The sequence below is a fragment of the Cryobacterium sp. PH31-L1 genome (assembly GCF_030063145.1).
In the GTDB taxonomy this organism is placed as follows: domain Bacteria; phylum Actinomycetota; class Actinomycetes; order Actinomycetales; family Microbacteriaceae; genus Cryobacterium.
In genome coordinates, this window is sequence record NZ_JASISM010000002.1 from 87,222 (window position 1) to 101,061 (window position 13,840).

Annotated in this window: 11 protein-coding genes; 9 read left to right on the forward strand and 2 right to left on the reverse strand. The window is 63.2% G+C overall.

The genetic code is table 11. The annotated features are described in order from the left end of the window. Window positions 1–15: 15 nt before the first annotated feature. Together QMF22_RS04790 and QMF22_RS04795 are read right to left on the reverse strand one after the other, a co-directional pair. A complete protein-coding gene (locus QMF22_RS04790; RefSeq protein WP_283450947.1) occupies window positions 16–834 on the reverse strand; it encodes a shikimate 5-dehydrogenase in 819 nt (272 codons plus the stop codon). Window positions 835–988: 154 nt separating this feature from the next. Beyond that, a complete protein-coding gene (locus tag QMF22_RS04795) occupies window positions 989–1,855 on the reverse strand; it encodes a DeoR/GlpR family DNA-binding transcription regulator (protein ID WP_283450949.1) in 867 nt (288 codons plus the stop codon). 86 nt (window positions 1,856–1,941) lie between these two features. Here QMF22_RS04795 and galT point away from each other — a divergent pair, with 86 nt between their 5' ends. The 9 genes from galT (at window position 1,942) to mmsB (ending at window position 13,656) form a co-directional block, all read left to right on the forward strand. Continuing rightward, complete coding sequence (galT, locus tag QMF22_RS04800) at window positions 1,942–3,147, forward strand: galactose-1-phosphate uridylyltransferase (RefSeq protein WP_283450951.1); 1,206 nt, start codon at window positions 1,942–1,944, stop codon at window positions 3,145–3,147. Next, entirely contained in the window at window positions 3,140–4,300 is a 1,161-nt protein-coding gene (gene galK / locus QMF22_RS04805) for a galactokinase (protein WP_283450952.1), read from the forward strand. Before galT ends, galK begins: the two co-directional genes overlap by 8 nt. A gap of 133 nt (window positions 4,301–4,433) precedes the next feature. Further along, on the forward strand, window positions 4,434–5,459 hold the full coding sequence (locus tag QMF22_RS04810) for a LacI family DNA-binding transcriptional regulator (RefSeq protein WP_283451635.1): 1,026 nt from the start codon (window positions 4,434–4,436) through the stop codon (window positions 5,457–5,459). A 265-nt stretch (window positions 5,460–5,724) separates the two neighbouring features. Then, window positions 5,725–7,395 (forward strand): ribulokinase, encoded by a 1,671-nt coding sequence (araB, locus tag QMF22_RS04815; protein WP_283451637.1) that lies wholly within the window; start codon window positions 5,725–5,727, stop codon window positions 7,393–7,395. Further along, window positions 7,392–8,102: an L-ribulose-5-phosphate 4-epimerase gene (locus QMF22_RS04820; protein WP_283450954.1), complete on the forward strand. Its 711-nt coding sequence runs from the start codon at window positions 7,392–7,394 to the stop codon at window positions 8,100–8,102. Before araB ends, QMF22_RS04820 begins: the two co-directional genes overlap by 4 nt. Continuing rightward, on the forward strand, window positions 8,102–9,619 hold the full coding sequence (gene araA / locus QMF22_RS04825; protein ID WP_283450956.1) for an L-arabinose isomerase: 1,518 nt from the start codon (window positions 8,102–8,104) through the stop codon (window positions 9,617–9,619). Before QMF22_RS04820 ends, araA begins: the two co-directional genes overlap by 1 nt. A 105-nt stretch (window positions 9,620–9,724) precedes the next feature. Next, on the forward strand, window positions 9,725–10,849 hold the full coding sequence (chvE, locus tag QMF22_RS04830) for a multiple monosaccharide ABC transporter substrate-binding protein (protein WP_283450957.1): 1,125 nt from the start codon (window positions 9,725–9,727) through the stop codon (window positions 10,847–10,849). Between the two features lie 87 nt (window positions 10,850–10,936). Continuing rightward, on the forward strand, window positions 10,937–12,475 hold the full coding sequence (gene mmsA / locus QMF22_RS04835; protein WP_283450959.1) for a multiple monosaccharide ABC transporter ATP-binding protein: 1,539 nt from the start codon (window positions 10,937–10,939) through the stop codon (window positions 12,473–12,475). Further along, window positions 12,475–13,656 (forward strand): multiple monosaccharide ABC transporter permease, encoded by a 1,182-nt coding sequence (gene mmsB, locus QMF22_RS04840; protein ID WP_283450961.1) that lies wholly within the window; start codon window positions 12,475–12,477, stop codon window positions 13,654–13,656. Before mmsA ends, mmsB begins: the two co-directional genes overlap by 1 nt. Window positions 13,657–13,840 lie beyond the last annotated feature (184 nt).

Genomic DNA, 13,840 nt, shown 5'->3' on the forward strand with positions numbered 1-13,840 from the left:
AAAGTAATGGGGTGGTCAGGGCTCTCGGGAGAAGGCGGCGGCGCGGCGCACCTGGTCGGGAGTGGGGCGGATGCCGGTGTAGAGGAAGAACTGCTCCTCAGCCTGCAACGCCACGACCTCGGCGCCGGTGATGACCGGCTTACCGAGAGCGCGCGCGGCCAGGATGAGTGGCGTCTCAGCCGGGGAGGCCACCACGTCGAAGACCGTGCTCGCCGCCGCGATGGCCGCGGCCGGGAACGACACCGCGTCGGCGTCATCACCGCCGGTCATGCCCACCGGGGTGACATTGACGATCAGGCCGGCGGTGAGCGCGCCCACCTCGGGCGCCCACTCGTAGCCGTAGAGTGCGGCCAGGGCGCGGCCGGTGACCTCGTTGCGCGCCACGATCGTTCCCCGAGCGAATCCTGCATCGTGCAGGGCTGCCGCGACGGCCTTCGCCATGCCGCCGCTGCCGCGCACGAGCACCGTCAGGGTGTTCGGCACCGCGTGTTCGGCCAGCAGGCGCTGCACGGCCGAATAGTCGGTGTTGTACGCGGTCAGGTGGCCGTCGTCGTTCACGATGGTGTTGACTGAGTCGATAGCGGACGCCGAGGCATCCATCTCGTCGATGAGCGCGATGACGTCTTCCTTGTAGGGCATCGACACCGCACAGCCGCGGATGCCGAGGCCGCGCACACCAGCGATGGCGTCGTTCAGGCTGGCCGGCGCGAAGGCCTTATAGATGAAGTTCAGGCCCAACTCCTCATAGAGGTAGTTGTGGAACCGCGTGCCCAGGTTGCTCGGCCGGGCCGACAACGAAATGCACAGGGTCATGTCTTTGTTCAGAATGGGCATGCGTATATTGTGACGTGTTCTCGGAGCCCCCGGATTGGTCCCGGCCCGGTCGCAACAATCCAACGACCTGACAGACAGGTTTAACGGGCCACTTATGGTGGGGTGTCAGAAGAAGCGGGCCCTGTGAGAAACTCCCCGCTGGGCGCAAACCACGTCAGGAAGGCGTGTGTTGCGGTTGCATCACGGCGAGGCCGGCCTCCCGAAAAGGCGCGAGCGCAGCGCTGTCCGCCGCGGTATCCGTGACCAGGGTGTCAAAGGAGCGAAGTGGCCCGACCTGGCCGAGGTGTACCTGGCCGAGCTTGGAGGCGTCGGCCACGATGATGGAGCGGGTCGCCGCCGCGAGCATGAGCTTCTTGGTGCCCGCCTCGGGCAGGTTGATGTTCGTGACGCCGTGCTCGGCATCTACACCATTGCAGCCGATGAAGGCTAGGTCAGCGTGCACCTGGCTGAGCACGGAGGAGGCGAGTGGTTCCACGAGCGAGTGCTGACGCGGGCGCAGGGAACCGCCGGTCACGATCACGGTGAAGCGGGGGATGGCTGGCTCGAGCTCGAGTGCGATGCTCAGCCCGTTCGTGATAATCACTACGTCGGTCAATTCTTGGCGGGCCACGAGGGCACGGGCGATCGCGAGGGTGGTCGAACCAACGTCGAGGATGACGCTCTGCCCGGTTGAGACAAGGCCGGCCGCGAGCGAGCCAATTTGTTGCTTGGGTATGACGGACGAAGCGAGTGCCTGTTCGAAGGAGGACTCGATTATTGGCTGCCCTGAAGAGCCTCGGGCGAGCACTGCCCCGCCGTGTACGCGTTGGACCGCTCCTGCAGTTTCGAGCGCATCGAGATCCGCTCTGGCCGTGACACCGGACACGCCAAAAGTCTCACGCAATTCGCGAACCCGCACGAAACCGCGTTCGTCGATGAGCCTGTGGATCTGCTCGCGCCTGACGGGCCCCGGTAGCCCGTCGCGGTCGGGGGAAATCGACGGTGCGGTCGTCGGGCTCTGCAGGGGTTCAATGAAAGCCATGCCTCCATTTTTACTTATTTCGCTATTTCTTTCAATTCGAAAGTCTCTGGTTTCGGAAAGTAAAATAAGATACGGTAGGAACCGCCATGAGAAACGCAGATTTCATTGCCGACGCCGGCATAGCTCGACAGCAGCACACCCTGGCCGACGGTCGAGACCTCTTCTACTTCGACGATCCCGGCACCACGCTGTTGCCGGATCGGGCCGCCGATGTGCGCGAACTCGATCAGCGCCCCGCCACTGCCGGCATGCGGCAGGACCCACTGAGCGCGGAATGGGTGTCGATCGCTGCCGCCCGGCAAAACCGGGTGTTCCTGCCGCCGGCGCACCTCGACCCGCTGGCGCCGTCAACCCCGGACAATCCGTCCGAGGTGCCCAGCAACTATGACGTGGTGGTCTTCGAGAACAAGACCCCGTCTTTCGGCCCGCTACTAACGGATGCCGACGCCCCGGCCGGCCTCGCGGATCTCGCCACAATCGGTCTGGGACGAACCCGCACGTCCGTTGGACGCTGTGAGGTCGTCTGCTTCAGCCCCGAGAACGAGGGTTCGTTCGCGAGCCTCTCGACCACTCGTGCTCGCACGGTGATTGAGGCGTGGGCTGAGCGCACGCACGCACTGTCGCGTCTGCCCGGCATCGAGCAAGTCTTCCCCTTCGAGAATCGCGGCGAGGCGATCGGCGTGACCCTGCGGCATCCGCACGGCCAGATCTATGCATATCCTTACGTGACCCCGCGCACGCGGCAGCTGATCGAGTCGCTCGACGTCTATGGGCCGACGTTGTTCGCGGACATCCTGACCTTTGAACAGGCCGGTGACCGTGTCGTTTTGAGAGGGTCGTATTGGACTGCTTTTGTTCCCTTCGCGGCTCGTTGGCCGATCGAAGTGCATATGCTCCCGAACCGGCACGTGCCTGACTTCGCCGCCACCACCCTCGCAGAGCGCGACGAACTGGCGGTGCTGTACCGGCGCCTTCTGCGTGGAATTGACGCCATCTACTCGACGCCGACCCCGTACATTGGAGCCTGGCACCAGGCACCCGTACACGTCCGGCGCTCGGAGATTCGACTGATGCTGCAGGTGACGAGCCCGCGTCGGGCCGAGGACAAGCTCAAGTACCTCGCGGGGTCGGAAGCCGCGATGGGGGCCTGGATCGCCGATGTCACCCCCGAACGGGCCGCGAGTACGATTCGCGCGGCGATCGAGCGGGCCGACGCAGCGGATGCCGCGGTATCCGCTGCCGCAACTTCACCCGCCCGCGCAGCGACCCCGGAGAAGCCCCAACATGACTGACCTTTGCAGCAGTGCGAGAGCAGGATTTGAGGCCCGGTTCGCTCGCGCGCCGGACGGACTCTGGTCGGCCCCCGGTCGGGTCAACCTGATCGGCGAGCATACCGACTACAACGAGGGATTCGTGCTGCCTCTCGCGATCGACCGGCGCACGATTGTTGCTCTTGCTCCGCGCGGCGACCGGCTGATGCGAGTCGCGAGTTCCTTCTCGGAGCGGACCGTCGAGCTTGGACTGGACGACCTCATCCCGCAAAATCTGGCCGACTGGTCGGCCTACCCGCTCGGCATAGCCTGGGCGCTCGGGCAATTCGGCGCCGACCTCGGCGCGGTGACCGGTTTCGAAGCGTACATCGTCTCCGACGTGCCGGTCGGTGCCGGCCTGTCATCGTCCGCTGCGATCGAGTGCGCCGTGGCGGTTGCCCTGAACGACCTCTGGCAGCTCGGTCTCGAGCGGCCCACCCTCGCACTGGCCGGGCAGCTCGCCGAAAACCAGGTAGTCGGCGCACCCACGGGAATCATGGACCAGTCTGCGTCGCTGCTCGGTCGCGTCGATGCCGTCGTGTTCCTGGACTGTCGGAGTCTGCACGCCGAGGTCATTGCGTTGGGTCTTGACAAGGCCGGTCTCGACCTGCTGATCATCGACAGTCAGGTGAGCCACGCCCACTCAACCGGCGGGTATGCCTCACGCCGAGCATCCTGCGAGCTCGGTGCGCGACTGATGGGCGTGCCGGCCCTTCGTGATTTGGGGGTCAGTGACCTCGCCAGGGCGGCCGAGCTGCTCGATGACGAGACCTTTCGCCGGGTGCGTCACATCGTGACGGAGAATCAGCGCGTTCTGGAAACAGTGCAGACGCTCCGCGAGCAGGGGCCGACCGCGATCGGTGCCCTGCTGGATGCCTCGCACGTGTCGATGCGGGACGACTTTAAAATCTCCGTTCCCGAACTTGACCTCGCCGTCGAGACCGCGCGCGCGGCCGGTGCCATCGGCGCCCGTATGACGGGCGGCGGGTTTGGCGGTGCCGCGATCGCGCTCATTCCCAGCGCACTGCGCCCCGTCGTAGAGGCCGCGGTGGGCGCCGCGTTCACCGCGCGGGGCTACGTCGCCCCGGTCATGTTCGCGGTTCGGGCAGCGGATGGAGCGCACAAAGTGGAGTAGCTGGCTGATCGAGCCACCTCCCGCATAGAGTTGTCGACCGCCAGAAAGCCAGCATGTGACTGTCACATCTGTCGTGCGCCGGGCCATAATGGGGTGGGTCGCAATTGTGACCGTGCACATTCCAATAGGGGTGATGGTGTCCGAGAACCTGCCGACGGGGCGTGCCCCGAGCATTCGCGACGTGGCACGTCTAGCCGGGGTCTCGCACCAGACTGTGTCGCGCGTGCTCAACGCCCACCCCAGCATTCGGGAATCGACCAAACTGCGCGTTCAGCAGGTAATTGACGACCTGCAATACCGACCGAACAGCGCCGCACGGGCTCTGGTCAAGGGGCAATCCCGCACGATCGGCGTGCTGTCGGCAATGAGCGCGGAATACGGCCCGGCGAGCAGTATTGCGGCGATCCAGGATGCTGCCAGGGAGGCTGGATACTTCGTGAACACGGCCAACCTCTCGCGAGGCGAGCCCTCGTCCATTCAGGCTGCCGTTGACCACCTGATGGACCAGTCGGTGGAGGGCATCGTCGTCATCGCACCCCAGGTGCGGGTCATTGAAGCCATCGAAAAGCTGTCCATCGCTGTGCCGTATGTGACGCTGCAGTCCACCGGTGTTGCAGATAGGCACGCCCTTTCTGTGGACCAGATAGCTGGCGCCCGCCTCGCCACCCGACATCTCATCGACCTCGGACACCGCAGCATCTATCACCTCGCCGGACCGCAGGACTGGATCGAGGCTGAGGCGCGCATGCGCGGATTCCTCGAGGAAATGGGGGCCAATGACGTCCCAACCACCGCGCCAATCCTGGGCGACTGGACCGCCAGCTTCGGATACCATGCCGGGCGCGAGCTGCTCCGTGTGCGCGATTTCACTGCCATTTTCTCGTCCAACGACCAGATGGCGCTCGGGCTGATGCACGCTATCCGCGACGCCGGGCTCGATATTCCGCACGACGTGAGCATCGTTGGATTCGACGACATTCCTGAGGCCGCACACTTCTGGCCGCCGCTCACCACGGTGCGCCAGGACTTCGCCGAGCTCGGACGTCGCTGCATCGCCCTGCTCCTGGCAAACATCACCGGTGGGGAGAACGAAGCTTCGTCCAGCTCTCTCATCCCCGAGCTCGTGGTGCGGTCGTCCACTGCCCCGCCCGCGTGGTAGCGGCCAGTCGGACGTCCCTGCGCTCGCTAGCCCATTGCAGCGCCGTTACCCAAACGAGATAAAAGGGTATTGACAGGCCAATCGAGTGTGCGGCAAAGTGAACTCATCAATGTGACCGTTCACATTTCGATGACCAAGGGCACTCCATCGCGACGGGACGTCGCCGTGCCTTCGCACCACAATCGACATAGGAGTCAATTTCGTGACCACCGCGCCCAGCCCATTCACCGGAGAATCGGTCAACCCTGCAGCAAGCGCTGCGGCGGTGGCTGACGCCGAGTCTTACGTCATCGGCGTCGACTACGGCACTCTCTCGGGCCGGGCCGTGGTCGTACGCGTCTCTGATGGCGTCGAGCTGGGCTCCTCCGTGCTGGATTATCCCCACGCGGTAATGGACACGACCCTCGCCGCGACCGGTGAGGCGCTTCCGCCCGAGTGGGCACTCCAGGTGCCCGCGGACTACGTGGCCGTGTTGCAAAGTGCGGTTCCGGCCGCGGTCGCAAACGCTGGCATCGACCCATCTCGCGTCATCGGAATCGGAACCGACTTCACTGCATGCACGATGGTTCCTGTACTTGCCGACGGCACGCCGCTCAACGAGCTCGCCGAATACGCGGGCCGCCCGCACGCATATGTGAAGCTCTGGCGTCATCATGCAGCGCAGGGCCAGGCCGATCGCATCAACGACCTCGCTTTCGAGCGAGGCGAGAGCTGGCTGCCGCGTTACGGCGGGCTGATCTCGAGCGAATGGGAATTCGCCAAGGGACTTCAGCTTCTCGAGGAAGACCCCGAGCTCTACAACCGCATGGACCACTGGGTCGAAGCCGCCGACTGGATCGTCTGGCAGCTGACCGGGCGTTACCTGCGTAATGCCTGCACTGCCGGTTACAAAGGCATCCTGCAGGATGGCCAGTACCCGAGCGAGGACTTCCTCGGCACGCTCAATCCCGCCTTTTCACGCTTTGCGCTCGACAAGGTGGCGCACGAGATCGGCCAGCTCGGCGCATCCGCTGGAGTGCTGTCCGCTGAGGCCGCGGGCTGGACCGGACTGCCCGAGGGAATTCACGTGGCTGTCGGCAACGTTGACGCTCACGTGACCGCGCCCGCAGCGCAGGCGGTGAACCCTGGCCAGATGGTGGCCATCATGGGCACTAGCACCTGCCACGTCATGAACTCCGATGCTCTAGCCGAGGTGCCTGGCATGTGTGGTGTCGTCGACGGCGGCATCATCTCCGGGCTGTACGGCTACGAAGCCGGGCAGAGCGGTGTCGGGGACATTTTCGCCTGGTATGTCAAGAACCAGGTGCCGGCCCGCTACGCCGATGAGGCGCGGGCCCTCGGCCGCAGTGTGCATGAGCACCTGACCGAGCTCTGCAAGGACCAGCCCGTTGGCGGCCACGGACTCGTGGCCCTCGATTGGCACAGCGGCAACCGTTCGGTGTTGGTCGACCACGAACTGTCCGGACTCGTCATCGGTACCACCCTGACGACACGGCCGGAAGAGGTTTACCGTGCGCTGCTCGAGGCAACCGCCTTCGGCACACGCACCATCGTGGAAACCTTCAATGCGAGCGGGGTACCGGTGACCGAATTCATCGTGGCCGGCGGCCTGCTGAAGAACGCGTTCCTGATGCAGGCCTACAGCGACATTCTGCGTCTACCGATCAGCACCATCGCGAGCGACCAGGGCCCGGCGCTCGGTGCGGCCATCCACGCCGCAGTCGCTGCCGGAGCCTACCCCGACGTGCGCGCTGCGGGCGAGAAAATGGGCAAGCTGAACAAAAACGTGTATGTGCCCAACGAGGCTTCCGCGGTGGCGTACGACGAGCTGTTCGAGGAATACACGCAGCTGCACGATTACTTCGGCCGTGGTGAGAACGACGTGATGCACCGTCTGAAGGCGCTCAGGCGCCGGGCTGCGGTGGTGGCAGCATGAGCACCTATGGGCCCCGAATCGAGGTCGCGGTCGCCCGCGTTCGCGCAGAAATTACCCGACTGCACGCCGAATTGTTTCGCAGCGGTCTCGTAGTCTGGACCGGCGGAAACGTGTCTGGCCGCGTGCCGGGCGCCGACCTGTTTGTGATCAAGCCCAGCGGGGTCGACTACGCCGACCTGGCTCCGGAGAACATGATCCTCTGCGACCTCGGCGGCAACGTCATACAGGGCACGCCCGGAGCTGAGCGGTCACCGTCGAGCGACACCGCCGCGCATGCTTACGTCTACCGGAACATGCCGGACGTCGGGGGAGTCGTACACACGCACTCCACCTATGCAACGGCCTGGGCTGCCCGCAATGAAGCCATCCCGTGCGTGATCACTGCCATGGCCGACGAGTTCGGCGGCCCTATTCCGGTGGGACCGTTCGCCATCATCGGTGACGATTCGATCGGTCGCGGCATCGTGGAGACCCTCACCGGCCACCGTTCGCGTGCCGTGCTGATGGCAAACCACGGTCCGTTCACGATCGGCAAAGACGCCCGCGACGCGGTGAAGGCTGCAGTGATGGTCGAAGACGTTGCTCGCACCGTGCAGCTGGCCCGTGCCGGCGGCGAGCTCGTTTCCATTCCGCAGGAGTCCATCGACGCCCTGTTCGACCGATACCAGAACGTCTACGGACAAGCACCGCAGGGAGCACTCAAGTAATGGCATCTCTCACCACGACCCTCGACCACTATGAGGTCTGGTTCCTCACCGGAAGCCAGAACCTGTACGGCGCAGAAACTCTGCGCCAGGTGGCCGAGCAGAGTCGGGAGATCGCGCGGGCGCTCGACACGTCGAGTGACGTACCGGTGAAGGTCGTCTGGAAGCCGGTGCTGAAGGACTCCGAGTCCATCCGGCGGGCAGCCCTCGACGCCAACGCCGACGACCACGTCATCGGCCTGATTGCCTGGATGCACACGTTCTCCCCGGCCAAGATGTGGATCTCCGGCCTCGACGCGCTCACCAAGCCGCTGCTGCACCTGCACACCCAAGCCAACGTCGAACTGCCGTGGGCCGAGATCGACTTCGACTTCATGAACCTCAACCAAGCCGCGCACGGCGACCGTGAATTCGGTTACATCCAGACCCGTCTTGGCGTGACCCGCAAGACCGTGGTTGGCCACGTGTCCAACCCGGCCGTGTCCGGCAGCATCGGCTCCTGGACCCGCGCCGCCGCCGGCTGGGCTGCGAGCCGCAGCATGAAACTCGCCCGCTTCGGTGACAACATGCGTTTTGTCGCCGTGACCGAGGGCGACAAGACCGAGGCCGAACTCCGCTTCGGCGTGCAGGTGAACACCTGGCCGGTAAATGAGCTTGCCGAGGCCGTGCAATCCACAACGGATGCCGCCATCGACACGTTGGTCGCCGAATACGACGACCTGTACGACGTGGTGCCTGAGCTGCGGAAGGGCGGCACACGCCACGAGTCGCTGCGCTACGGCGCCGCGATCGAACTGGGGCTCAAGAGCTTTCTCGAGGCCGGCGACTTCGACGCGTTCACGACAAGTTTCGAAGACCTCGGTGCCCTACGGCAGCTTCCGGGCCTTGCCGTGCAGCGTCTGATGGCACAGGGCTACGGTTTCGGCGCGGAAGGTGACTGGAAGACATCCGTTCTTGTGCGCGTTGCCAACGTGATGGGTTCGGGCCTTCCCGGCGGCGCCAGCCTGATGGAGGACTATACCTATGACCTCACTCCCGGCGCCGAGCTTATTCTCGGTGCGCACATGCTCGAGGTGAGCCCATCGCTCACCAGCGAGCGGCCGTCGCTGGAGATTCACCCGCTCGGCATCGGCGGTCGCGAAGACCCCGTTCGCCTGGTTTTCAACGCCGACCCAGGCCCCGCCGTGGTCGTGGCAATGAGCGACATGCGTGACCGGTTCCGTCTCGTCGCCAACGTGGTCGAGGTCGTTCAACCGACCGCGGCCCTGCCCAACCTGCCGGTCGGCCGCGCCGTCTGGCGCCCGGAACCCGACTTCGCCACATCTGCCGCCGCCTGGCTCACCGCCGGCGCTGCCCACCACACCGTGATGTCGACCGCCGTCGGCATCGAGGTGTTCCAAGATTTCGCCGAGATAGCTCGCACCGAGCTTCTCGTGATCGATAAGACCACCACCCAGCGTGATTTCTTGCGTGAGGTGCGATGGAACCAGGCCTACTACCGATTGGCGCAAGGCCTGTAGCAGGACCAGTTCGACCAGCTCTACTTCATCCGCCGATTTGACATCATCGTTCACCGACCGACTTGACATCATCGTCGATAACAAGAAATTTCGAAGGGAAACATAGTGAAAACACGGAAGGTCCTCATCGGCATTGCTGCCATTGGACTCGCACTCTCGCTCGCAGCCTGCTCGGGGGCGCGTGGTGGCTCAACCACCACGACCGACGCTGCGGGAGCCAACAAGGGAGCGCTCATCGGGGTGGCCATGCCCACCAAGACCTCTGAGCGATGGATCAAAGACGGCGATGCCGTCAAGGCAGACCTCGAGGCGCTCGGCTACAAGGTCGACCTCGAGTATGCCGATGACAAAATCCCCACCCAGGTACAGCAGATCAGCAACATGCTCACCAAGGGCGCGAAAATTCTCATCATCGCCTCCATCGACGGCACGGCGCTGAGCGACCAGCTTGACCAGGCCGGCAAGTCCGGCGTCAAGGTGATCGCCTACGACCGCCTCATCAACGGCAACGCAAACGTGGACTACTACACGACCTTCGACAACTTCAAGGTGGGCGTAGACCAGGCGACCAGCCTGCTCACCGGCCTCGGTGTGCTCGATTCCGCCGGCAAGGAAACCAGCGAGGCCGGGCCCTTCAACGTCGAGTTGTTCGCGGGAAGTCCTGACGACAACAACGCGACGTTCTTCTTCAACGGAGCAATGGAGACCCTGCAGCCGTACATCGACAAGGGTGTTCTCAACGTGAAGAGCGGCCAGACCGGTTTCACCCAGGTCGCCACGCTGCGCTGGGACCCCTCGACGGCGCAGAAGCGCATGCAGAACCTGATCGCCAGCACCTACTCGGACGGCAGCAAGGTTGACGGCGTGCTGTCGCCGTACGACGGCCTGTCAATCGGAATCATCTCAGCCTTGACCAGCTCCGGCTACGCAGCGGATGCCCTGCCGGTCATCACAGGCCAGGACGCTGAGGCAGCGTCGGTCAAGTCGATCATCGCGGGCCAGCAGTACTCGACCATCTACAAGGACACCCGCCAGCTGGGTAAGGAAGCCGTGAAAATGGCCGACGAACTCCTCAACGGCAAGACTCCTGAGGTCAACGACACGAAGAGCTACAACAATAAGGTCAAAGATGTCCCGACCTTCCTGTTCCAGCCGACCGTGGTCACCGTTGACAACTACAAGTCAGTTCTCGTCGACAGCGGATATTACACCGAGGCAGACCTGAAGTAGCAGCCAGTACAGTAACGCCAAACCAGCCGTGGCGGCGGCAACGCCGCCGCCACGGTCATCTCTCACCGCACGGAAGAAGGAGCAACGGTGACAACCAACATTCTCGAGATGCGTGGCATCACTAAGACGTTCCCCGGCGTCAAGGCGCTTCAGGACGTTTCCCTCGCGGTCGAACGCGGCCAGATCCACGCCATTTGTGGCGAGAATGGAGCTGGAAAATCCACCTTGATGAAGGTGCTCAGTGGCGTGTACGCGCACGGCAGCTATGACGGTGAAATCGTCTTCGAAAATGAGACCGTTGCGTTCAAGTCGATCAACGAGTCCGAGGCTACGGGGATCGTTATCATTCATCAGGAGCTGGCTCTCAGTCCCTATCTTTCCATCGCCGAGAACATCTACCTCGGTAATGAGCAGCAGAAAAACGGCTGGATCGATTGGAACAAGACCAATCGCGAGGCGGCAATTCTGCTGGCCAGGGTCGGTTTAAAGGACAACCCCATCACCAAGGTGACCGACATCGGAGTCGGCAAACAGCAGCTCGTCGAGATCGCCAAGGCGCTGTCCAAACAGGTCAAACTGCTCATCCTGGATGAGCCGACGGCCGCACTCAACGATGAGGATTCAGCGCACCTCCTCGATCTGATCAAGCATCTCAAGGGCCAGGGGATCACATCGATCATCATCAGTCACAAGCTGAATGAGATCAAAGCGATCGCCGACAAGGTGACCATCATTCGCGATGGCAAGACCATCGAAACCCTTAATATGCACACGGACGAAATCTCGGAGGAGCGCATCATCAAGGGAATGGTCGGTCGCGACCTCGGAAGCAGGTACCCGGACCATTCCTCCCAGATCGGTGAGGAAATTCTGCGCGTCGAGGACTGGACCGTATACCACCCCATGCACCACGATCGGATGGTCGTCAAGGGTGCGAATATTCACGTGAAATCCGGTGAGATCGTTGGAATCGCCGGCCTCATGGGTTCCGGGCGTACCGAACTGGCCATGAGCGTATTTGGGCACAGCTATGGGGCCAAGATCTCGGGAAAAGTGTTCAAGAACGGCGTCCTGGTCAAGACCGATACAGTGTCGGCGGCTATCTCTCATGGCCTCGCCTATGCCACGGAAGACCGTAAGCACTACGGCCTCAACCTGATCGAGAACATTCAGCGCAACGTCTCCCTCGCCGCGCTGTACAAGCTCGCACGAAATGGGTGGGTCGATGCCAACCGCGAGGCGACAGTGGCCAAGGGTTTTCTCAAGAGCATGAACATCAAGGCACCCAACGTCGAGGCGATCACAGGAAAGCTTTCGGGCGGAAACCAGCAAAAGGTCGTGCTGTCGAAGTGGATGTTCTCCGATCCCGATGTACTCATCCTGGATGAACCCACCCGAGGTATCGATGTGGGCGCGAAATACGAAATCTACGGAATCATCAACCGGCTGGCTGACGAGGGCAAGGGTGTCATCGTCATCTCCTCCGAACTGCCCGAACTGCTCGGAATCTGCGATCGGATTTATACCCTGGCTGAGGGCCGAATAACCGCGGACGTCCCGCGCAGTGAAGCCACAGCCGAATTTCTCATGCAACGAATGACCCAGGAAAGGGACAAGGAAAGCTGATGAGTGCCTTCAGATCCTCACTCGACTATCTCGCCGGACAGCTGCGCCAGATTGGCCTGTTCATCGCTCTGATCGCGATCATCATCTTCTTCCAGGTGGCGACCTCCGGGATCACCCTGAAGCCGATCAACGTGTCGAACCTGATCGTGCAGAACAGCTACATCCTCATTCTTGCCGTCGGCATGGTCATGGTTATCATTGCCGGACACATCGACCTCTCGGTGGGCTCTGTCGTAGCTTTCGTCGGCGCCATGTCCGGGGTCATGATCACCCAATGGCACATTCCGTGGTGGGGAGCCATCATCCTCTGTCTGATCGTGGGTGCGCTCGTAGGCATGTGGCAGGGATTCTGGATCGCATACTTCGGCATACCGGCATTCATCGTGACGCTCGCCGGAATGCTCACCTTCCGCGGGCTCACCCAGATCGCACTGCAGAACCAGCAGATCTCGCCGTTCCCGGATGAATTCCGCGCGCTCGGAAGCGGCTTTCTGCCCGATCTGGGCGGAGGCACCAGCCTGCTGGAGCCGCTCACGGTGGGGCTGGGCGTGCTCGCGACGTTGCTGTTGGTGGCCCAGGGCATCCGTTCCCGTTTGGCACGCCAGAAGTACGACGTTGAAGACGAGCCGCTGGCCTGGTTCGTCTTGAAGCTTGCGTTCACCTCCGGACTGATCCTGCTGATCACCTTCCTGCTGGCGAGCTATCGGGGCACCCCGATCGTGCTGGTCGTGCTCGGCGTGCTCATCGTCGGCTATTCCGCAGTGATGTCGCGCAGCGTGTTCGGACGCCACGTGTATGCCCTCGGTGGCAACCGGCAGGCGGCGGCGCTCTCGGGCGTCAAGACCAAGCGCGTCACGTTCCTGCTTTTCGTCAATATGGGAGTGATTGCCGCCCTCGCCGGTCTGGTCTTCACCGCGCAGCTCAACCTCGCCAACCCGAAGGCCGGTGACGGCTTCGAGCTCGACGCCATCGCCGCGGTCTTCATCGGAGGTGCGGCTGTCACGGGCGGTATCGGCACGGTCACCGGGGCGATCATCGGTGGACTGATCATCGGTATCCTCAACAACGGCATGTCGATTCTGGGCGTCGGTACGGAGTTCCAGCAGCTCATCAAGGGTCTTGTGCTGCTCGGTGCTGTGGCGTTTGACGTCTACAACAAGCGTCGCTCCGGAGGGCGCTGACGCACACGCCACCTTGACCATCCCCACGGGGGCCGGACCGCGCGAGCGGTTCGGCCCCCCGTGTGAGTTCGTTCGGCCGAGGTGGCGGGTCCGCACTCGAAGGTGCACAGCCCGGTGCCGGGGCTGAACGGCGTTATTCAAGCGTTATGGCCGGTCAATTGACACGTCCGTCGAGGGGGTGGAG

Excerpts from the sequence above, each read along its gene's own strand:
- QMF22_RS04790 (WP_283450947.1), bottom strand. The coding sequence starts at position 834 with ATGCCCATTCTGAACAAAGACATGACCCTGTGCATTTCGTTGTCGGCC.
- QMF22_RS04795 (WP_283450949.1), bottom strand. The coding sequence starts at position 1,855 with ATGGCTTTCATTGAACCCCTGCAGAGCCCGACGACCGCACCGTCGATT.
- galT (WP_283450951.1), top strand. The coding sequence starts at position 1,942 with ATGAGAAACGCAGATTTCATTGCCGACGCCGGCATAGCTCGACAGCAG.
- galK (WP_283450952.1), top strand. The coding sequence starts at position 3,140 with ATGACTGACCTTTGCAGCAGTGCGAGAGCAGGATTTGAGGCCCGGTTC.
- QMF22_RS04810 (WP_283451635.1), top strand. The coding sequence starts at position 4,434 with ATGGTGTCCGAGAACCTGCCGACGGGGCGTGCCCCGAGCATTCGCGAC.
- QMF22_RS04820 (WP_283450954.1), top strand. The coding sequence starts at position 7,392 with ATGAGCACCTATGGGCCCCGAATCGAGGTCGCGGTCGCCCGCGTTCGC.
- araA (WP_283450956.1), top strand. The coding sequence starts at position 8,102 with ATGGCATCTCTCACCACGACCCTCGACCACTATGAGGTCTGGTTCCTC.
- mmsB (WP_283450961.1), top strand. The coding sequence starts at position 12,475 with ATGAGTGCCTTCAGATCCTCACTCGACTATCTCGCCGGACAGCTGCGC.